The organism is Salinivibrio sp. SS3, assembly GCF_001722105.1.
Taxonomy (GTDB): Bacteria; Pseudomonadota; Gammaproteobacteria; order Enterobacterales; family Vibrionaceae; genus Salinivibrio; species Salinivibrio kushneri.
Map to the genome: position 1 here is coordinate 71,102 of NZ_MEBQ01000007.1, position 19,866 is coordinate 90,967.

Below are 19,866 nucleotides of genomic sequence, written 5' to 3' on the forward strand. Positions count from 1 at the left end.
CTTCAATTCCTTATAAATGGTGTATATTTTGGGCTTCAAGCTCTTGAAAATACTTCACAGTTTTTACTTTTAGTTCTGCTGTTGAAGGCGCATCACACACAATCATCGCTTTTGGGTGCAGTTGTAGCGCTGATACTGTCCATAAGTGGTTCACTGAGCCTTCCACCGCGGCCTCAAGTGCCTGGGCTTTATTGTGTCCTGTCACCAAGATCATGACTTCTTCTGCATCTAATAAGGTGCCGACACCAATAGTGAGCGCATGCTTAGGTACTTGATTGATATCATTATCAAAAAAGCGAGAGTTTGCCACACGGGTATCCTCGGTCAAGGTTTTGATCCGTGTTCTTGAGGCTAATGATGACGCAGGTTCATTAAACGCAATATGACCATCGTTACCTACACCACCCATAAAGAGATGGATTTTGCCGTATGCCTTGATTTTTTCTTCATAGCGTTGGCACTCGACATCGACATCGGTCGCATTGCCATCAAGCAAGTTGATGTTTTTTTCCTGAATATCAATATGGTTAAAAAAGTTTTGGTACATAAAGGTACGATAGGCTTGTGGGTGATCAGCAGGGATCCCACAGTATTCGTCCATATTAAAGGTCACCACGTGCTTGAAGCTGACTTCACCTTGCTGGTGGAGTTTTATGAGTTGCTTATAGGTGTTGAGTGGCGTCCCCCCCGTGGGTAAGCCCAGAACAAAGGGGTTATCGGCAGTCGGCGAAAACGTGTTGATGGTATCAACGATATAGCGAGCCGACCATAGGCCGACTTGTTGGCTGGTTTGTAAAGGAATGAGTCGCATGGGTCACCTCGTTCTATCAATGCGCAGTTCGTGGCCATAGCATAACGGATATGCTTATTTATTTTCATCATAAAATAAGTTTTATGATCAGGCTAACAATTTTCTCTGTATATGGGGTGGTTTGGTGATGATTCTCACAAATAACGCGGGTTTAATTTGCGAGGCGAATTTATTGACATAAACTGCAATTGACTAACATTGCTTTACAAAAGAAGTGATTTAACAAAAGTCCTTGGGCAAGCGTCCAAGTTAGATGTCTAACCGCGTAGCGAGCGCTAGCGTGGTGGACACAGAAAAATATAAAGGGGGAACGACGGTGAATATTCTTGGTTATGCACAACGTATAGGTCGTGCGCTGATGGTACCGGTTGCGGTATTGCCAGCAGCTGCGATCTTAATGGGGGTCGGCTACTGGCTTGACCCAACTGGATGGGGTGGAAACAACGCCTTAGCTGCTTTCTTGATTAAATCAGGGGCAGCGATTATCGACAATATGTCAGTGTTATTTGCCATTGGTGTGGCGTATGGCATGTCAAAAGATAAAGATGGCGCCGCCGCTCTGGCAGGGTTTGTTGGCTTTATGGTTATCACTACACTGTGTGCGCCTGGTGCGGTGAGTCAAATTGGCTTGGTCGATATTTCAGTCGGCAACAATGAGCTTGCTTTTAGCAAAATCAACAACCAGTTTATCGGTATCTTGATCGGCGTGGTGTCCGCTGAGCTGTATAACCGCTACAGCGGGGTTGAATTGCCAAAAGCGTTGGCGTTCTTTAGCGGCAAGCGTTTGGTGCCGATCTTGGTCTCAGTGGTGGCGATCATCATCTCATTTGTATTGATGTTTGTCTGGCCTGTTCTTTTTGGTGGCTTGGTTCACTTTGGCGAAAGCATCACCAATCTGGGTGCGGCGGGTGCCGGTGTGTATGGCTTCTTTAACCGCCTACTTATCCCTGTTGGTCTGCACCACGCGCTTAACGCCGTGTTCTGGTTCGATACCGTCGGTATTAACGACTTGGGCCGCTTCTGGATGGGAGCACAAGGCCTTGAAACAGGCGAAGCGATTAAAGGGACTACAGGCATGTACATGGCAGGTTTCTTCCCCGTCATGATGTTTGGTCTTCCAGGTGCTGCACTTGCAATTTATCATACTGCGCGTCCTGAGAATAAAGCGCGTGTTGCGTCTATCATGATTGCCGCTGGCTTTGCGTCTTTCTTTACTGGGGTGACTGAGCCGCTCGAATTCTCATTCTTGTTTGTCGCACCTTTGTTGTTTGTGTTGCATGCGCTGTTAACGGGTATTTCACTGTTCATCGCCGCCACTTTCGACTGGACGGCAGGCTTCGGCTTCTCGGCAGGGTTAGTTGACTTGGTGTTGTCATCGAAAAACCCGGTGGCTAACCAGTGGTACATGCTACCTATTTTGGGCCTTGTGTTCTTTGCGCTCTACTACGTGTCATTCCGTGCCGCGATTTCAGCCTTGAACCTGAAAACGCCAGGCCGAGAAGATGACGCAGTAGAAAGTGCACCGGCGAGCGCCAATACGGGTGAAGCGAGCGATAATCGCGAACTGGCACGTAAGTACCTTAAAGCCCTTGGTGGTCATCAAAACCTCACATCAATTGATGCTTGTATTACCCGTCTGCGTCTGTCGGTTGCCGACCGCGAGGTGGTTGATGAAGCGAAATTGAAAGCGATTGGGGCGATGGGGGTCGTCAAGCTTGGCGAGAATAACTTGCAGGTCATTCTTGGCCCCCTAGCAGAAATCATTGCCGGTGAACTGAAACAAATCCCAGAAGATGAAGATTTGTCAAAAGTCGCGCTGCCTTAAATGGGGTACAGCACCACAATAATCTGAACAACGCGCCCAGCTAACAGCTGGGCGCTTTTTTAGGTGCGCTGTCACCATTTTCGAGCAAAAAAGTAACAAATAGGCCTGCACCGCGATGACAATGACAACAACGGGTTGAGTCGCAGCGCGGAATAGGAGATCATAGTGCCTATGTAGCTTTAAAATTCGCATTTTTGATACGAGGTAACCTTGATGAGTGATGCTGAAGCTCGTCCCACCAACTTTATTCGCCAAATCATTGATAAAGACTTGGCGGAAGGGAAACACACAGCGGTCGTGACACGTTTCCCGCCTGAGCCGAATGGCTATTTGCACATCGGCCATGCCAAATCAATTTGTTTGAACTTCGGGATCGCACAAGACTATCAGGGTGAATGTAACCTGCGTTTTGATGATACCAATCCAGAAAAAGAAAACGTGGAATACGTTGAATCTATCAAGCGTGACGTCCAATGGTTGGGCTTTGACTGGGCAGGAGAGGTGCGTTACTCCTCAAACTATTTTGACAAGCTTTATGGCTACGCGGTTGAGCTGATTGAAAAAGGGTTGGCATACGTTGAAGAGCTGACGCCCGACGAGATCAGAGAGTATCGTGGCACATTGACCGAGCCGGGCAAGCACAGCCCTTATCGTGAACGCTCGGTTGAAGAGAATTTGGCACTGTTTGAAAAAATGCGAGCGGGTGAGTTTGCCGAAGGTAAGGCCTGTTTGCGTGCTAAAATCGATATGGCGTCCCCCTTTATGGTGATGCGGGATCCGGTTTTATACCGTGTTCGTTTTGCGCATCATCATCAGACTGGCGACAAGTGGTGCATTTATCCAATGTACGACTTTACCCATTGCATTTCAGATGCACTGGAAGGGATCACGCATTCTCTATGTACCCTCGAATTTCAAGATAACCGACGCCTATACGATTGGGTATTGGAAAACATCACTATCGACTGTACGCCGCACCAATATGAGTTCAGCCGCTTGAATCTCGAGTATACCGTGATGTCTAAACGTAAGCTGAACCAACTGGTGGAGGAGCAGTTAGTGAACGGTTGGGATGACCCGCGTATGCTGACTATTTCAGGCTTGCGTCGTCGGGGTTACACGCCTGCCTCCATTCGTGAGTTTTGTCAGCGTATTGGTGTGACTAAGCAAGATAACACCATTGAAATGAGTGCGCTTGAATCTTGCGTGCGTGATGACTTAAACGAAAATGCACCACGCGCCATGGCGGTGCTCGATCCCATTAAGCTGGTGATTGAAAACAAAGCCGATGACGTGGAGTGGCTTGATGCACCCAACCATCCCAATCAGCCAGAGATGGGGACGCGCCAGGTGCCATTTTCGCGCGAGATCTGGATTGAGCGAGAAGACTTCCGTGAATCAGCCAACAAGAAGTACAAGCGACTGGTACTGGAGAAGGAAGTACGTTTGCGCAATGCCTACGTGGTAAAAGCGGAGCGTTGTGAAAAAGACGATGAGGGCAATATTACCACTGTATATTGCAGCTATGATCCAGACACCCTCGGTAAAGATCCTGCCGATGGGCGAAAAGTGAAAGGCGTGATCCATTGGGTTTCTGCGGCTGAGGCGTTACCCGCTGAATTCCGTTTGTATGACCGCTTATTTACGGTGCCAAATCCGGCCAGCGCAGACAACTTCGCGGAAACCATTAATCCTGAGTCGTTACAGGTACAGCATGGCTTTGTCGAGCCAAGCATGCAAAATGCGCCTGTCGAAAAGGGCTATCAGTTTGAGCGTACAGGCTATTTTTGTGTAGATAATAAAGATAGCCGTAAGGATGCGCTTGTCTTCAACCGGACGGTGAGCCTACGTGATACCTGGGCGAAGATAGAAGGTAAATAATAAAAAGCCGGCGTGATTATCACGCCGGCTTTTTTAAGACCCATATTACTGATTTAGTCAGCGTTGTGAATGGATGGATCGGCTTTGCAGTCACCTTCCTGACAGTGGCCATACAAATACAAACTATGATTTGTTAGTTGCACATTAAAGCGCGCGGCGATTTCTTTCTGACGCTCTTCAATCAAATCATCAGAAAATTCAATCACTTTACCGCAGTCAAGGCAGACCAGATGGTCATGATGATGCTGGGTCGCCAGTTCAAATACGGACTTGCCGCCTTCAAAGTGGTGACGCGTGACAATGCCTGCATCATCAAATTGGTTCAGTACGCGGTACACGGTCGCTAGGCCAATTTCTTCACCTAGATCGATTAATTTCTTATACAGGTCTTCGGCACTGATGTGCTGGCAATCTGGCTGTTGCAGCACTTCTAGGATCTTGAGCCGTGGAAGGGTGACTTTGAGCCCAGCTTGCTTCAACGCCTGGTTATTGTCTGACATGTGTATCTACCTGTTTTCTGCCTGAGTTAAGACAGTTGGATTAGCAAGGAAAATATCTTGTAAGCCTATCAAAATTGCACTGCTCTCGCTACTCTCGACATGCGTTCTTAGGGGGAAAATTGTTCATTTGTGGTTGCATCAATGTTTACGAGATGTGAATATTATCTGGTTAGACCAGATAAGGATGTCAACTTACATGTATCGCTTCTACAAACCACGTATTGTTAAGTGGGCACTTAACAGCTGGCCACCATTTTGGGGCGCAGGGATCCATATTGATGCCATTAGCAAGGATTTTAAACGTGTCAATATGCGCTTGAAACTCCGCTGGTGGAATAAAAATGCTAACCGTACCCAGTATGGCGGTAGCATCTTCTCCTTGACTGATCCTGTCTATGCGCTGATGTTAATGGGCATTCTCGGTCCTCAGTACCATGTGTGGGACAAGCAAGCTGATATCAATTTTATTAAGCCGGGAACCACGGACTTGTACGCAGATTTTGTGATCAGCGATGCGGTGTTAACCGATATCCAACAACAAGCAGGACGGGGCGATAAGGTGTTGCCAGAGTTCGTGGTACATGTGAAAGATGCAAATGGTGACGTGGTCGCGGAAGTAAAGCGCACCCTATACGTGAGGAAGAAACGTCAGTATCGAGATGCAGCCAGCAAACAAGCTGCGTGACCGACCCGTTTGCGTTGAATTAGACAAAAAACGCCAAGGTTGAGCATCCTTGGCGTTTGATAAGCAAAACTTAGTCTTCAAGCTCTGCTAAACACATTTCTTCATAAACTTGTTTTACCCACTTGCTTACACGCTCGTCGGTCAGTTCAGGTTGGCGATCTTCATCCACACACAAGCCGACAAAGTGGTTGTCATCAACCAACGCTTGCGACGCTTCAAATTCATACCCTTCAGTTGGCCAGTGACCAATGATGGTAGCGCCTTTCGCTTCAATGATATCGCGGACGGTGCCCATGGCATCACAGAAGTATTCTGCGTAATCTTCCTGGTCGCCACAGCCGAAAATAGCCACGAGTTTTGTTGAGAAGTCAATTTGCTCTAACTCTGGGAAAAAGTCATCCCAGTCGCACTGCGCTTCACCGTAATACCATGTCGGAATACCGATCAGCAGCAAATCGAAGTTATCAATATCTTCTTTGCTGCTTTTTGCGATATCCTGCACGTGAACCATTTGTTTGCCTAACTGCTTTTGAATGGTTTTTGCAATTGCTTCCGTGTTTCCCGTGTCACTACCAAAGAAGAGACCTACACTCGCCATATAAAAAACACCCGTTTTGTCAGTGGGTTGCTGTTTGCAACTAACTCGAATTAAAGAAAAAGCGTCGCTTTTTCAAACCTATATGATTAACCAGTGATTTCAGTGCTAGGGTTAGCCGATGCCGACCCCCTCCCAAACCAACTGAATCACACCTTTTACGATAAAGCCGACACAGCCTAGTGTGAGCACAAACCAGACGATCCGTCGGCCGAATACTGGCACATTGCCCTCACGTAGCACGTCTTTAATTGCCATGCCGATAAAAAAGAAAATCGCGGCGAAGACGAGATCTAGACCTATTTTCTCGAGCAATTGAAAGTGCTCGTAAAGCATGCGTGCCTCCATTGAGCACCGACTTATGCGGCGCAATATATCACAAGGGTCACTTAACTGTTAACGCTCGCTCGGCATTAAAAAACGTTCGATGACGTTGGCAACCACCGCTGGCTTTTCAGCATGTAGCCAGTGACCCGTGCCTGCCACCATATGTGCTTTTGAATGCGGAAACTGAGCGATAATGGCCTCGCGGTGGTCTGGCAGAATGTATTCAGAGTTCTGCCCTTTGACAAACAGAGTGGGGCCTGCATATTGGCCAAAATCTGTCCACCCCATGATGTCACGATAGCCGTGATAAAGATTATCAATATTGAAGCGCCAGGCGTAGTGACCGTGATCGGTTTTATAGAGTGATTTCAATAAAAATTGGATTACACCTGGATTTTCAATCGTTTCATTCATCATGGTTTGCGCTTGTTGGCGGCTTTCTAGTGTCACCCTTTGCGTCTGATGCAATGCCTTGAACACGTTGTCATGGCGGTTAACTTGATAATCGACTGGGGCAATATCCATCACCACCAGTTGTTCGACGCGCTCTGGGAAGCGCTGAGCGACGGCCATCGCCACTTTGCCACCCATTGAATGGCCAACGATAATGGCTGACTCAAGCTGTTGTGCATCCATCCACGCGACCACGGCATCGGACTGGCTTCGATAATTCGTGTCCTGTGTATGATAGGAGCGACCATGGTTAGGTAGATCAATTTGATAGACACAAAAATGCTCGGATAGTGTCTTGGCGAGCCCGCCTAAATTGTCGAGATCACCAAATAAACCGTGGATCAATACAAGCGGTGAGCCCTCACCGCGAGACTTTCCGTTTAATAACACGTTGCTTTTCTCTCAGATTACTGGCTTTAACGTAGAGTATACCTATCTATCTCTGTATAATCGCCCCGTTAAACGATAAACAGGACGCGATGAAAAACAATGAAGACGATAGAGGTTGACGACGATCTATACCGGTATATTGCCAGCCAAACTCAGCATATTGGCGAAAGCGCATCAGACATCCTGCGTCGCTTACTGCTGTCGGACTCGGCACCGCAGCCCACTCAGGCTGCGCCGACGACGCCCTCTCGTTCTAGCGGTATTGTTGTCAGTAAAGATGCTGGGCGCAGTGCGTCCGTCGATCGTGTCAAAGCGATGCGAACGTTATTGATTTCAGATGAGTTTGCGGCCCAAGAACGAGCGATTGGTCGTTTCATGCTGATCCTCACCACCTTATACCGTGTTGACCAACAAGGATTCGCAGATGGTATGGCGCTAAAAGGGCGTACCCGTCTGTATTTTGCCGATAATCCACAAACTTTATTAGAAAGCGGCAAAACCACCAAACCCAAGCAGATTCCAGACACACCTTTTTGGGTCATCACCAACACGAATACTGGCCGTAAGCGTCAGATGGTGGAGCAGCTTATGGAAAAAATGCAGTTCCCGAGTGATTTGACTGAGAAAGTTGTGAACGCGATTTAATCTATGCCACTCATGGGAGAAGAGAATTATGGCAGTGCATCCTCAAGCCGGACAGCGCGCGAACCCGCAAGATTTGTGTGATATTCCGGCGCTTGTGACGCGTTTTTTCCAGACTCAACCACGTCCAGGTCATCCGTCGCAACGTGTTGCGTTTGGGACGTCAGGCCACCGTGGAAGCGCGTTGAACACCACATTTAATCGCGACCATATTCTCGCGATTGCACAAGCAATTTGTGATGAGCGCAGCGCGCGCGGTATTTCTGGCCCTGTCTTTGTGGGAAAAGACACTCATGCGCTTTCCGAGCCCGCCTTCGGTGCCGTGGTTGAAGTATTAACGGCCAATCAGGTACAGGTTATTGCGCAAGCCGAGCAGGGCTATACGCCAACGCCGGGCATTTCTCAACAAATTCTGGCTTATAACCGTGATCATGCTGAGCAAGCGGATGGGATTGTGATCACCCCTTCACACAATCCGCCGCAAGATGGTGGCATCAAGTATAATCCACCTCATGGTGGCCCAGCAGAAGGCGCTATCACAAAATCGATTGAAGCACGCGCCAACGACTATATTGATGCTGGCTTAGAAGGCGTTCAACGATTGGCTATCGACGAAGCACGGGCAAGCGCTTACTACCAGGAGCAAGACTTAGTGACGCCTTATGTCGCAGGGCTGGAGCATGTCGTTGATATCAAGGCCATTCAGGCGGCAGGATTAAAACTTGCCGTCGACCCTTTGGGGGGAGCCGGGATCCGCTATTGGCAGCAAATTGCCGCGCATTATCAACTCGATATTACCCTGATTAATGATCATGTCGACCCAACCTTTGGCTTTATGCCTCGCGATGGTGATGGCGTGATTCGTATGGATTGCTCTTCAGCATACGCCATGGCTGGACTCCTAGCGTACAAGGACGATTATGATTTGGCATTTGGTAATGATCCAGATTTCGATCGCCATGGCATTGTGACTCCGGCTGGCTTGATGAACCCTAACCACTATTTAGCGGTGTGCATCGATTATTTATTCCGTCACCGTCCGCAGTGGTCAGCCGATTTAGGCGTGGGTAAGACCCTGGTGTCCAGTGCGATCATTGATAAGGTGGTTGGCGATCTCGCCCGTCCGCTGGTTGAAGTGCCCGTCGGCTTTAAATGGTTTGTGCCTGGCTTGAGTGAAGGAACGCTTGGCTTTGGCGGAGAAGAAAGTGCTGGCGCCTCATTCTTAACCTTTGATGGGCAGCCATGGTCAACGGATAAAGATGGTATCATTCTTTGCTTACTGGCGGCAGAAATTCTGGCGGTAACAGGACTTACACCGCAGGCGTACTATCAGAAACTCGCCGGCAAGCATGGCGATCCAGCCTATAACCGATTACAAGCGGTTGCCAATGCAGCGCAAAAGCAGGTGCTCACTCAGCTCAATCCCGATATGGTGACGGCAGAGGCCTTAGCCGGTGATCCCATTACCGCCAAACTGACGCATGCGCCGGGCAATGGCGCTGCTATTGGCGGTTTGAAAGTGGTCACAGAATTTGGTTGGTTCGCAGCGCGCCCCTCCGGGACAGAAGATATTTACAAAATCTACTGTGAAAGCTTTAAAGGCAATGATCACTTACGTCTCATCGAGCATGAAGCGCAACAAATTGTTGATCGTGTGTTCAATGAGCAAGGTGTTTAGCGAGCCGCTTCTGTGTTTCGCGGCGAGCAAAACGACGCGCACTGGCAAAGTGCGCGTTTTTTATTAGCGAGAGGGCTGTGGCGGCATATTGGCGGGCCAGTCATTTGGCACCACGAACCAAGGGGTGAGTGAGTCGTCTAATAAGTGACAGGTTCGAGTGAGCCCCTTAAGTGAAGCTCGCTCTAGCTTGGGTAGATCCGCAAAGGCGGGCAGTGATAGCCATTGATCGCGGGCTAGTACGGCAAATTCCCTGTCTGTTGGTAATGCATGTGGCCAACACCACCACCCACCAATGCTGTCATGATTGATGGGTGGCCAGTCTGGTAGGGGCTGCTCGCCATGATGATACTGGCGATACAACCTTCCTTGCACCATAAGACGCTTTTTACTCGGCTGCCAGTATGGGTATTGCTGGCAAAAGCTTGGGTGACTCGAAAGCGCCAATTGATGGTCAAGCATTCGCGCCACTTTGATATCGAGCGCATCCTTGGCATTGGGGCCTAACCAACGGTTTTCATACGCGAGGTAGAATTTTACCGCTACCTCCCAGTGCTCTAATTGACCCTGATAGTTGACTAAAAAGTCGATGGCACCTTGCGTCTTGCCGCCTTCATTAATCTGTATTTCCTCAGCTTCTAGTACCAAATGAGGGTGACAATCAATGAGCTGACTGAGCAACCATTGATAATAAAAGCCGATACGCTTTGGTCCCGTATAGGGCGTGGGAGATGGCAGTAATGGGGGTTGCCAAAGGTGATGAGGCACAACTGGGAAGCGCTTATCGTTGAGCAGTGAGAGCTGATTTTGTACCCAGCTAAAATCGGCGTTAATTTGGGCTTGGTTACTAAATAAGGGATAGGTGTCACTCATGATGTAAGTTTATTACCTTGTTAAGAGACTGTTAAAGCTAAAACGGTGGTTTCTGGGTAAAAAATCACCATTAATGTAGTAAAAAAACAAAACGGGTGGTACACTATGCTCATATTTGCAAACTGGTCAGATGAGTGAGGTTGATTATGTATACACCGTTCGATAAAACCCGTGTTGTGTTACGCCGCTGTGCGGTCGTGATCGCGGGCATCACTTGCCTGCCAACACTGATTGCGCCGCCAATGGCATCGCGTATATATAGCCATTTACACCAAGTCTGGCTTAAAGACAGTACCAAGCCTGTTTGGTTGGCTGAATCGGAAAAAGCCGGCGGGTTTTTCTAGTCCGTCACTGATGAGTGGCCATATAACCGCGGAACAAATTCGTGATATTCAGTCAGCGGTGAGACACGGTCTCACCGCTTTTTTTATGTTTGCTTGTCAGGTTACACTGTTGCCATTGTCTCGCAAGTGAATGTGAATGCTATGAATAATTTTGAACTGGAAGCATTGATCAACGCCGAACTAAAACCGGATAGCATTAAAGACTACAGCCCGAATGGTCTACAAGTGCAAGGGCGTGATGAGATAAAAACAATCGTCACCGGGGTGACGGCCTGCCAAGATTTGATTGACGCAGCGATTGAGCAGAACGCGGATGCCATCTTGGTGCACCATGGTTACTTCTGGCGCGGCGAACCACAGCAAATTCGCGGCATGAAGTACCAACGGATCAAGAAGTTGATTGAATACGGTATCAATCTTTACGGTTATCACTTACCGTTGGATATTCACCCGACGCTGGGTAACAACGCGCAACTTGCCAAGCGTTTAGGCATTGAACTGCTTGGGGGACTGGAGCCTGACAATCCTGTCTCGATTCCTGTTTATGGAAAGCTTTCAACCCCCATGACGTTGGCACAGTTTGAGCAACAAGTGGCCACGGTGCTTAACCGAGCGCCCCTTGTGATTGACGGTGGCCAACAAACGCGGATTGAAACCGTCGGTCTGTGTACCGGTGGCGCGCAAGATTTTATCGACTTGGCGGCTTCACAAGGGATGGATGCGTATCTGTCGGGTGAGATTTCTGAGCGCACGACCTTTTCGGCGCGCGAGCAGGGTGTGCATTACATCGCGGCAGGGCATCATGCGACCGAGCGTTATGGCGTGAAAGCGCTAGGGGAGTGGATTGCTCAGCAGCATGGTTTGAATGTGCACTTTATTGATATCGACAATCCAGCATGACGCCTAGGCATTGAGGCTAAGTGCGATAAAAGGTAGACGCAGCCATGTGATAAACTGCCGATGATAAACAAAAAGCCGCCTGTTGGCGGCTTTGTTGTATGACATTCGCGCCTTAACTGCGCTTATCCATTGGGGTAAATTCGCGCTGCGTATACCCGGTGTAAAGCTGACGCGGACGCCCAATTCGCTTGTGCGGGTCGGTATGCATCTCATTCCAGTGGGCAATCCAGCCTATGGTACGAGACATCGCGAAGATCACGGTAAACATCGATGTAGGGATCCCGATTGCTTTCAGGATAATGCCTGAATAGAAATCAACGTTCGGGTAGAGTTTCTTATCGATAAAGTAATCATCTGACAATGCGATGCGTTCCAGCTCCATCGCTACATCTAGTAGTGGATCCTGAATTTGCAACTCGTTAAGCACCTCATGGCAGGCTTCACGCATCACAGTTGCGCGTGGGTCATAGTTCTTGTAAACGCGATGACCAAAGCCCATCAGACGGAACGGATCGTCTTTGTCTTTCGCGCGAGCAATATACTCAGGAATGTTATCCACATGCCCAATTTGCTCAAACATGCGCAAGCACGCTTCGTTGGCACCACCGTGGGCCGGACCCCATAGCGAGGCGATCCCAGCCGCAATACAAGCAAATGGGTTAGCCCCTGAAGAGCCTGCCAGACGTACCGTTGACGTTGATGCGTTTTGTTCGTGATCGGCATGCAGGGTAAAGATCTTATCCATTGCGCGCGCGACCACTGGGTTGACTTCATATTCCTCGCACGGGGTGGCGAACATCATATGAAGGAAGTTTTCCGCGTAATCGAGGTCATTACGTGGGTAGATAAATGGCTGTCCGATTGAGTATTTGTAACACATCGCAGCCAGTGTCGGCATTTTTGACAACAGACGGAACGCCGTGATCTCACGGTGCTGGTCGTTATTGATGTCGAGAGAATCGTGATAGAACGCGGCCAGTGCACCTACAACCCCGACCATAACGGCCATTGGGTGAGCGTCACGGCGGAAGCCGTGGAAGAAGCTCGCAATTTGCTCATGCACCATGGTGTGGCGCACGATCATTGAGCGAAACTCATTATATTGCTTCGTTGTAGGGACTTCACCGTAGAGCAGGATATAACAGACTTCTAAATAATCAGCGTTATTGGCAAGTTGATCTATCGGGTAACCGCGGTGCAGCAATACGCCAGCGGCGCCATCGATGTAGGTGATCTGCGAGTCGCATGACCCCGTTGCGACAAAACCAGGATCAAAGGTGAAATAGCCTTCGTTTACCAGCTTGCGCACATCAATGACTTCTGGACCGACGGTGCCCTCGATAATCGGCAGTTCGATTGGTGCTTTCCCTTCAATGTGTAGGGTAGCTTTCTTCTCTGCCATAACAATCTCCTTTGTTATTTTATAATCCCATCCAGGATACGGACTCGACCGTTGTACCGATCGGCCCCAATGATGTCAATTTTTAACCTATCGATGTGTGCGTCAGTTAATAACTTATTTGCAATGCGCGTTAAATATCTGTTGTGAGATTACGGTCAATTTTGTACGTTTGTAATTGTCTGTTACGCCACGTATACTTTTCCGAGGTCTCTGGGCAAATCAGTATCCTAGAGCGTTTAGGGACTCAAACACCTTTCCTAAATGACGTGATCCATTCGCCAAGAATTGCAGTTATAAGCAATAAGGTACATGAAGCGCGTTACGCAGATGTTGCAGGTCTTACGCTTTGAGTACTGAGGTTCAGAGAGTGTAATAACTATAAATGCTCAATGGAGCTGAGTGGGCAATATCGTGAAAGAAAGAAAGTCAAGACCCGTAAACCTCGACCTCCAGACGATTCGTTTTCCGATAACAGCGATTGCGTCTATATTGCATCGAGTGGCAGGTGTCATCACCTTTGTCTCGATCGCCATCCTCCTATGGCTGCTTAGCCTGTCTCTCTCTTCTCCTGATGGATTTCAATCCGCTGCTGCCATTGTCGATAGCTTTTTCGTCAAATTGATCCTCTGGGGCATTTTGACGGCGCTGGCTTATCACATTGTCGGTGGGATCCGTCATTTGATCCAAGACATGGGTTATTTTGAAGAACTGGAGTCTGGCGTGCAAAGTGCGCAGGTTGCATTTGTTATCACTGGCGTGTTGTCTGTGTTGGCGGGGGTTTTAGTATGGTAACGAAAAACATCTCATCGGTCGGGCGCAATGGCGTGCACGACTATGTGCTGATTCGCGCCACTGCGATTCTCATCACACTTTACACACTTTATATGGTCGGTTTTGCCGTTTTTGGCCCTGAGATTACGTATGCCTCATGGACAGCGTTTTTCGGCCAGACCAGTACCAAAGTCTTTACCATGTTAGCCCTGGTCTCCGTGCTGATTCACGGCTGGATCGGAATGTGGCAAGTATTGACTGACTATATTAAGCCAGCCTTGCTGCGTGGCATGTTGCAACTTGGCGTTGTGGCCGTGCTACTGATCTACGTTTTTGCCGGTTTCTTTGTATTGTGGGGTGTGTAAGTGAGTATTCCAGTTCGCGAATTTGACGCAATTGTCATTGGCGCAGGCGGCGCAGGTATGCGCGCCGCACTGCAAATATCAGAGCAGGGCCTAACCTGTGCACTGTTATCTAAAGTGTTTCCAACCCGCTCTCACACCGTGTCGGCGCAGGGTGGTATTACGGTAGCACTGGGTAACTCCCACAAAGATAACTGGCAGTGGCACATGTACGACACGGTAAAAGGGTCAGACTACATTGGTGACCAAGACGCCATTGAGTACATGTGTAAGACGGGCCCGCAATCAGTGATTGAGCTAGAGAAGATGGGGTTACCTTTTTCTCGGTTTGAGAATGGGTCCATTTATCAGCGTCCGTTTGGTGGCCAGTCTAAAGAGTTTGGTGGCGAGCAAGCTGCACGCACCGCGGCGGCAGCTGACCGAACCGGGCACGCACTGCTGCACACCTTGTATCAGCAAAACATTAAAAACAAGACCACCATCTTCTCTGAATGGTATGCGCTTGATTTGGTGAAAAACCAAGACGGTGTGATTGTTGGTGCGACCGCCATGTGTATGGAAACGGGCGAGATTTGCTACTTTAAGTCCAAGGCAACGGTGCTGGCGACAGGGGGAGCAGGTCGTATCTATCAGTCAACCACCAATGCCCACATTAATACTGGTGATGGCGTAGGGATGGCGCTGCGCGCAGGCGTGCCCATGCAAGACATGGAAATGTGGCAATTCCACCCAACCGGCATTGCAGGCGCGGGTGTATTGGTGACAGAAGGTTGCCGCGGTGAAGGCGGTTACTTGCTCAATAAAGATGGCGAGCGTTTTATGGAACGTTATGCGCCTAATGTTAAAGATCTCGCAGGTCGTGACGTTGTGGCGCGCTCGATGATGATCGAAATTCGAGAAGGGCGTGGTTGTGATGGGCCATGGGGACCGCACCTGAAGCTCAAGCTGGATCACTTGGGTAAAGACGTGCTTGAGTCTCGTCTTCCTGGCATTCTCGACTTGTCTCGCACCTTTGCGCATGTTGATCCTATCAAAGAGCCGATTCCGGTAATCCCAACCTGTCATTACATGATGGGAGGTATTCCAACGCAGGTGTCTGGTCAAGCGATCAAACAAGACCCGCTCGGCAATGACATTGAAGTACAAGGTTTGTTTGCCTGTGGTGAGATTGCCAGCGTGTCTGTGCATGGTGCGAACCGCTTGGGCGGCAACTCACTGCTGGACTTGGTTGTCTTTGGCCGCGCGACCGGCCTTCATCTCGGGGAGACACTCGCCGCACAAGTAGAAGCGCGCGATGCGAGTGAGTCAGACATCGAGGCGTCCCTGGCGCGTGTTAATCGTTGGAATAGCACTCAACAGGGTGAAGATCCGGTTGAGATCCGCAAAGACTTGCAAGCTTGTATGCAAGAAAACTTCTCCGTGTTCCGAGAAGGCGAGGCCATGGAAAAAGGGCTGAAAGAGCTGAAGGAAATTCGTGAGCGACTCAAGTCGGCGCGTCTTGATGACACGTCAACCGAGTTCAACACCCAGCGCGTCGAATGTTTGGAGCTGGAGAATTTGATGGAAACCGCGTACTCAACAGCGGTGTCAGCCCATTATCGTACTGAAAGCCGTGGCGCACATGCGCGTTTCGATTATCAAGATCGCGATGATGAGAACTGGCTATGCCACTCCATCTATAACCCAGAAACCGAAGCTATGTCGAAGCGCGACGTCAATATGGCGCCAGTGCACCGTGAGGCTTTCCCACCGAAAGTCCGCAGTTACTAAGGGGGTCGAGAACGATGAATGTTAAGTTTTCTATCTATCGCTACAACCCAGATGTGGACAATGCGCCATACATGAAAGACTACACGCTGGATGTGCCTGAAGGGTCTGACATGATGCTGCTGGATGCGCTCATCCAGCTGAAAGAGCAAGATCCTACGTTGGCTTTCCGCCGCTCGTGCCGAGAAGGTGTCTGTGGCTCTGACGGCGTCAATATGAACGGTAAAAATGGCCTCGCGTGTATCACGCCGCTGTCGTCACTGATGGACAAGTCGGAAATCGTGATTCGCCCGCTACCTGGTCTACCGGTCGTGCGTGATCTCATCATTGATATGGGACAGTTCTATGAGAACTATGAGCGCGTCAAACCTTATCTGATGAACGATGAAACGCCACCGTCGCGAGAGAACTTGCAAGCGCCGGAAGATCGCGCTGAATTAGACGGTTTGTATGAGTGCATCATGTGTGCCTGTTGTAGTACCGCCTGCCCTTCATTTTGGTGGAACCCTGACAAGTTTGTCGGGCCAGCGGGCTTGCTTGCTGCGTACCGCTGGTTGGCGGATAGCCGTGATACAGCAACCGAAGAGCGGTTATCTGATCTAGACGACGCTTTTAGTGTCTTCCGTTGCCACGGGATCATGAACTGTGTCAGTGTATGTCCGAAGGGGCTGAACCCAACGAAGGCAATTGGGCATATCAAGTCTATGCTGATTCAGCGCGGCGTTTAAAACGCACAACCAATAACGTAGATAAAAAATGCCCCGTCCTTGGACGGGGCTTAATAACAGGTAACCCGGCCTCAGACCGGTGTTTGGATAAATAACTAGTGGTTAAGGGATAACAATGCAAAATGGCGTGATGAAGGCTTGGATAGAGTCTTCTCATTTGGCTGGCGCCAATGCAACGTACGTAGAAGATCTCTACGAAATGTACCTCAGTGACCCGGAGTTAGTTGATCAAGAATGGAGAGCGGTCTTCGACCAGCTACCAGTGGTGAGTGACACCGCGGTAGAACAACCCCACTCTCGTGTTCGTGATTACTTTCGACGCTTAGCTACCGATACATCGCGTGCAAGTGCTTCAGTCAATGATCCAGACGTAGACGCGAAACAAGTTAAAGTTCTCCAACTGATTAATGCTTTCCGTTTCCGCGGCCACCAACAGGCCAGCCTAGATCCTCTCGGACTATGGAAACGTAAACCTGTACCAGATCTGTCGCCTGCTTTTCACTCTCTTAATGAGCAGGACTTCAACGAAACCTTCAACGTCGGCTCATTTGCGATTGGTAAAGACAATATGCAATTGGGTGAGCTGTATGATGCACTTGAAAAGACCTATTGTGGGTCGATCGGTGCAGAATACATGCACATTACCGATACCGAAGAAAAGCGCTGGATCCAAGGTCGCCTGGAGTCTGTGGTTGGACAGCCGCAGTTTACCGAGCAAGAGAAACTGACCTTTTTGGAAGAGCTCACCGCAGCTGAAGGCCTCGAACGTTATCTGGGGGCCAAATTCCCCGGCGCTAAGCGGTTCTCTCTTGAGGGCGGTGATTCGCTGATCCCGATGCTGAAAGAGCTGATTCGCCACGCAGGTAGCGAGGGCGCACGAGAAGTCGTGGTCGGTATGGCTCACCGTGGCCGTCTCAACGTGCTGGTGAATGTGCTAGGCAAAAAGCCCTCTGAGTTGTTCGACGAGTTCGCGGGTAAGCAAGACGATACCTGGGGCACGGGCGATGTGAAGTATCACCAGGGCTTTTCATCTGACTTCGCGACACCGGGCGGTGATGTGCACCTTGCCTTGGCGTTTAACCCTTCACACCTTGAAATTGTCAATCCAGTGGTGATGGGGTCTGTGCGTGCTCGTCAAGACCGATTAGAAGACGATACTGGGTCGAGTGTCCTCCCGATCACCATCCACGGTGATGCGTCTATTGCTGGGCAAGGGGTGGTACAAGAGACCTTCAACATGTCGCAAGCGCGAGGCTTCCAAGTTGGCGGCACCGTGCGCATCGTGGTCAATAACCAAATTGGGTTTACCACGTCGAATCCGGCTGATTCACGCTCGACGCAATACTGTACAGATATCGCTAAGATGGTGCAGGCGCCTATTTTCCACGTCAATGCCGACGATCCCGAAGCGGTGGCTTTTGTCTCGCGCTTGGCACTCGATTTTCGCAATGAGTTTAAGCGTGATGTGGTCATTGATTTGGTTTGTTACCGTCGCCACGGCCACAACGAAGCGGATGAGCCCAATGCGACTCAGCCGATGATGTACCAAAAGATCAAAAAGCATCCCACTCCGCGTAAGCTGTATGCTGATGTATTGGATCAACAAGGTATCGCTAACCTCGAAAAAGCCACGGAGATGATCAATGAGTATCGTGATCTTCTCGACAGTGGTGAGTGCGTGGTGAAAGAGTGGCGACCCATGGTGTTGCATTCTGTCGACTGGACGCCTTATCTAGGCCACGATTGGACGGTAGAGTGGGCCAATAAGTTCGATGCTAAGCGCCTGAAAGAGCTGGGCCATCGTATTTGCCAACTGCCAGACAGTCATAAGCTCCACAGCCGTGTTGCCAAGCTCTACAAAGATCGCAAAGCGATGGTAGAAGGCGAAAAGATGGTTGATTGGGGGATGGCTGAGACCCTTGCTTATGCCACCTTGGTCGATGATGGCAAACGTATCCGGATTACGGGTCAAGACTCAGGCCGCGGTACCTTCTTCCACCGTCATGCGGTGCTTCATAATCAAGAAGATGGCAGCACGTATTTGCCACTTGCGAATATCCATGACAAACAAGGGCCATTCGAGATCTTCGACTCCGTGTTATCGGAAGAAGCGGTACTGGCATTTGAGTACGGTTACGCAACGGCAGAGCCAGGCGGTTTAACCGTGTGGGAAGCGCAGTTTGGTGATTTCGGCAATGGTGCGCAAGTAGTGATTGACCAGTTCATCAGTTCCGGTGAACAAAAATGGCGCCGTATGTGTGGCCTGACCATGCTGCTTCCTCATGGCTATGAAGGGCAGGGACCTGAGCACTCGTCAGCACGTTTGGAGCGTTACTTGCAACTGTGTGCTGAGCAAAACATGCAAGTCGTTGTGCCATCGAGCCCCGCGCAGGTCTACCATATGTTGCGTCGGCAAGTGGTGCGCCCCATGCGTCGTCCTTTGATCGTGATGTCACCCAAATCGCTGTTACGTCACCCACTGTGTGTGTCTAACTTGGAAGATCTGACCGAGGGTGACTTCATGCCTGCCATTGGCGAGATGGATGACCTTGAGCCAAGCAAAGTGAAACGCGTGGTGATGTGCTCGGGCAAAGTCTATTATGATTTGCTACAAGCACGCCGAGAGCAAGAGATTGATGATGTTGCCATTATCCGTATTGAGCAGCTTTATCCATTCCCTCTAGAAGCGGTAAAAAATGCGATTGCGCCTTATAGCAATGCGAAAGACTTTGTATGGTGTCAAGAAGAGCCACAAAACCAAGGGGCGTGGTACAGCAGCCAGCACAACTTCCGTGCAGCCTTACCCAAAGATGCCACGTTAACCTATGCCGGACGCTCGGCATCGGCATCACCTGCGGTAGGTTATATGTCTGTACACCAGAAACAACAAAAAGCGTTAGTTCAAGACGCTCTGACCCTAAAGTAAGAACTAGAA

19 protein-coding genes are annotated in these 19,866 nt (G+C 49.6%); 12 read left to right on the forward strand and 7 right to left on the reverse strand.

Going from position 1 to position 19,866, the window contains the following annotated elements; all coding sequences use genetic code 11:
* Nucleotides 1-10: 10 nt before the first annotated feature.
* A complete protein-coding gene (gene nagB, locus BGL48_RS03710; protein ID WP_069361399.1) occupies nucleotides 11-811 on the reverse strand; it encodes a glucosamine-6-phosphate deaminase in 801 nt (266 codons plus the stop codon).
* Nucleotides 812-1,127: 316 nt separating this feature from the next.
* Here nagB and nagE point away from each other — a divergent pair, with 316 nt between their 5' ends.
* Together nagE and glnS are read left to right on the forward strand one after the other, a co-directional pair.
* Complete coding sequence (gene nagE / locus BGL48_RS03715; protein WP_069361498.1) at nucleotides 1,128-2,636, forward strand: N-acetylglucosamine-specific PTS transporter subunit IIBC; 1,509 nt, start codon at nucleotides 1,128-1,130, stop codon at nucleotides 2,634-2,636.
* Nucleotides 2,637-2,849: 213 nt separating this feature from the next.
* Nucleotides 2,850-4,517: a glutamine--tRNA ligase gene (glnS, locus tag BGL48_RS03720; protein ID WP_069361400.1), complete on the forward strand. Its 1,668-nt coding sequence runs from the start codon at nucleotides 2,850-2,852 to the stop codon at nucleotides 4,515-4,517.
* A 53-nt stretch (nucleotides 4,518-4,570) separates the two neighbouring features.
* On the opposite strand, the gene fcrX is transcribed toward glnS, so the two are convergent.
* The gene (fcrX, locus tag BGL48_RS03725; protein WP_069361401.1) at nucleotides 4,571-5,017 is read right to left on the reverse strand and encodes a ferric iron uptake transcriptional regulator FcrX; all 447 of its coding nucleotides are present in this window, start codon (nucleotides 5,015-5,017) and stop codon (nucleotides 4,571-4,573) included.
* Nucleotides 5,018-5,201: 184 nt separating this feature from the next.
* On the opposite strand from fcrX, the gene BGL48_RS03730 reads away from it, so the two are divergent.
* Nucleotides 5,202-5,702, forward strand: coding sequence for a DUF4442 domain-containing protein (locus BGL48_RS03730; protein ID WP_069361402.1), 501 nt, complete (start codon nucleotides 5,202-5,204; stop codon nucleotides 5,700-5,702).
* 70 nt (nucleotides 5,703-5,772) lie between these two features.
* On the opposite strand, the gene fldA is transcribed toward BGL48_RS03730, so the two are convergent.
* From fldA to BGL48_RS03745, 3 genes are all read right to left on the reverse strand, one after another.
* On the reverse strand, nucleotides 5,773-6,300 hold the full coding sequence (gene fldA, locus BGL48_RS03735; RefSeq protein WP_046073566.1) for a flavodoxin FldA: 528 nt from the start codon (nucleotides 6,298-6,300) through the stop codon (nucleotides 5,773-5,775).
* A gap of 111 nt (nucleotides 6,301-6,411) precedes the next feature.
* Nucleotides 6,412-6,633, reverse strand: a complete 222-nt coding sequence (locus BGL48_RS03740; RefSeq protein WP_021022467.1) for a DUF2788 domain-containing protein — start codon at nucleotides 6,631-6,633, stop codon at nucleotides 6,412-6,414.
* A 60-nt stretch (nucleotides 6,634-6,693) separates the two neighbouring features.
* Nucleotides 6,694-7,467 (reverse strand): alpha/beta fold hydrolase, encoded by a 774-nt coding sequence (locus BGL48_RS03745; RefSeq protein ID WP_069361403.1) that lies wholly within the window; start codon nucleotides 7,465-7,467, stop codon nucleotides 6,694-6,696.
* Between the two features lie 99 nt (nucleotides 7,468-7,566).
* Here BGL48_RS03745 and seqA point away from each other — a divergent pair, with 99 nt between their 5' ends.
* Both seqA and pgm read left to right on the forward strand, forming a co-directional pair.
* Complete coding sequence (seqA, locus tag BGL48_RS03750) at nucleotides 7,567-8,112, forward strand: replication initiation negative regulator SeqA (RefSeq protein ID WP_046073564.1); 546 nt, start codon at nucleotides 7,567-7,569, stop codon at nucleotides 8,110-8,112.
* A 28-nt stretch (nucleotides 8,113-8,140) separates the two neighbouring features.
* On the forward strand, nucleotides 8,141-9,787 hold the full coding sequence (gene pgm, locus BGL48_RS03755; protein ID WP_069361404.1) for a phosphoglucomutase (alpha-D-glucose-1,6-bisphosphate-dependent): 1,647 nt from the start codon (nucleotides 8,141-8,143) through the stop codon (nucleotides 9,785-9,787).
* Between the two features lie 63 nt (nucleotides 9,788-9,850).
* Here the strand turns inward: pgm and BGL48_RS03760 are convergent, their stop codons facing one another.
* On the reverse strand, nucleotides 9,851-10,657 hold the full coding sequence (locus BGL48_RS03760; protein ID WP_069361405.1) for a DUF1853 family protein: 807 nt from the start codon (nucleotides 10,655-10,657) through the stop codon (nucleotides 9,851-9,853).
* 146 nt (nucleotides 10,658-10,803) lie between these two features.
* Between BGL48_RS03760 and BGL48_RS03765 the strand changes: the two genes are divergently transcribed.
* On the forward strand, nucleotides 10,804-11,001 hold the full coding sequence (locus BGL48_RS03765) for a DUF2517 family protein (protein ID WP_069361406.1): 198 nt from the start codon (nucleotides 10,804-10,806) through the stop codon (nucleotides 10,999-11,001).
* 141 nt (nucleotides 11,002-11,142) lie between these two features.
* Complete coding sequence (locus tag BGL48_RS03770) at nucleotides 11,143-11,901, forward strand: Nif3-like dinuclear metal center hexameric protein (RefSeq protein ID WP_069361407.1); 759 nt, start codon at nucleotides 11,143-11,145, stop codon at nucleotides 11,899-11,901.
* A gap of 112 nt (nucleotides 11,902-12,013) precedes the next feature.
* On the opposite strand, the gene BGL48_RS03775 is transcribed toward BGL48_RS03770, so the two are convergent.
* Nucleotides 12,014-13,303, reverse strand: a complete 1,290-nt coding sequence (locus BGL48_RS03775) for a citrate synthase (RefSeq protein WP_069361408.1) — start codon at nucleotides 13,301-13,303, stop codon at nucleotides 12,014-12,016.
* A 399-nt stretch (nucleotides 13,304-13,702) separates the two neighbouring features.
* On the opposite strand from BGL48_RS03775, the gene sdhC reads away from it, so the two are divergent.
* From sdhC to sucA, 5 genes are all read left to right on the forward strand, one after another.
* The gene (sdhC, locus tag BGL48_RS03780; protein WP_069361409.1) at nucleotides 13,703-14,095 is read left to right on the forward strand and encodes a succinate dehydrogenase cytochrome b556 subunit; all 393 of its coding nucleotides are present in this window, start codon (nucleotides 13,703-13,705) and stop codon (nucleotides 14,093-14,095) included.
* Nucleotides 14,089-14,439 (forward strand): succinate dehydrogenase, hydrophobic membrane anchor protein, encoded by a 351-nt coding sequence (gene sdhD / locus BGL48_RS03785; protein WP_069361410.1) that lies wholly within the window; start codon nucleotides 14,089-14,091, stop codon nucleotides 14,437-14,439. Before sdhC ends, sdhD begins: the two co-directional genes overlap by 7 nt.
* Entirely contained in the window at nucleotides 14,440-16,206 is a 1,767-nt protein-coding gene (sdhA, locus tag BGL48_RS03790) for a succinate dehydrogenase flavoprotein subunit (protein WP_069361411.1), read from the forward strand.
* Between the two features lie 14 nt (nucleotides 16,207-16,220).
* Nucleotides 16,221-16,931 carry a succinate dehydrogenase iron-sulfur subunit gene (locus BGL48_RS03795; RefSeq protein WP_046073555.1) on the forward strand — a complete coding sequence of 237 codons (711 nt, stop codon included), beginning with the start codon at nucleotides 16,221-16,223 and terminating at the stop codon, nucleotides 16,929-16,931.
* 115 nt (nucleotides 16,932-17,046) lie between these two features.
* Entirely contained in the window at nucleotides 17,047-19,857 is a 2,811-nt protein-coding gene (gene sucA, locus BGL48_RS03800; protein ID WP_069361412.1) for a 2-oxoglutarate dehydrogenase E1 component, read from the forward strand.
* Nucleotides 19,858-19,866 lie beyond the last annotated feature (9 nt).

Coding starts and splice junctions, on each gene's coding strand:
- nagB (WP_069361399.1), bottom strand. CDS start 811: ATGCGACTCATTCCTTTACAAACCAGCCAACAAGTCGGCCTATGGTCG.
- glnS (WP_069361400.1), top strand. CDS start 2,850: ATGAGTGATGCTGAAGCTCGTCCCACCAACTTTATTCGCCAAATCATT.
- fcrX (WP_069361401.1), bottom strand. CDS start 5,017: ATGTCAGACAATAACCAGGCGTTGAAGCAAGCTGGGCTCAAAGTCACC.
- BGL48_RS03730 (WP_069361402.1), top strand. CDS start 5,202: ATGTCAACTTACATGTATCGCTTCTACAAACCACGTATTGTTAAGTGG.
- fldA (WP_046073566.1), bottom strand. CDS start 6,300: ATGGCGAGTGTAGGTCTCTTCTTTGGTAGTGACACGGGAAACACGGAA.
- BGL48_RS03740 (WP_021022467.1), bottom strand. CDS start 6,633: ATGCTTTACGAGCACTTTCAATTGCTCGAGAAAATAGGTCTAGATCTC.
- seqA (WP_046073564.1), top strand. CDS start 7,567: ATGAAGACGATAGAGGTTGACGACGATCTATACCGGTATATTGCCAGC.
- pgm (WP_069361404.1), top strand. CDS start 8,141: ATGGCAGTGCATCCTCAAGCCGGACAGCGCGCGAACCCGCAAGATTTG.
- BGL48_RS03760 (WP_069361405.1), bottom strand. CDS start 10,657: ATGAGTGACACCTATCCCTTATTTAGTAACCAAGCCCAAATTAACGCC.
- BGL48_RS03765 (WP_069361406.1), top strand. CDS start 10,804: ATGTATACACCGTTCGATAAAACCCGTGTTGTGTTACGCCGCTGTGCG.
- BGL48_RS03770 (WP_069361407.1), top strand. CDS start 11,143: ATGAATAATTTTGAACTGGAAGCATTGATCAACGCCGAACTAAAACCG.
- BGL48_RS03775 (WP_069361408.1), bottom strand. CDS start 13,303: ATGGCAGAGAAGAAAGCTACCCTACACATTGAAGGGAAAGCACCAATC.
- sdhD (WP_069361410.1), top strand. CDS start 14,089: ATGGTAACGAAAAACATCTCATCGGTCGGGCGCAATGGCGTGCACGAC.
- BGL48_RS03795 (WP_046073555.1), top strand. CDS start 16,221: ATGAATGTTAAGTTTTCTATCTATCGCTACAACCCAGATGTGGACAAT.
- sucA (WP_069361412.1), top strand. CDS start 17,047: ATGCAAAATGGCGTGATGAAGGCTTGGATAGAGTCTTCTCATTTGGCT.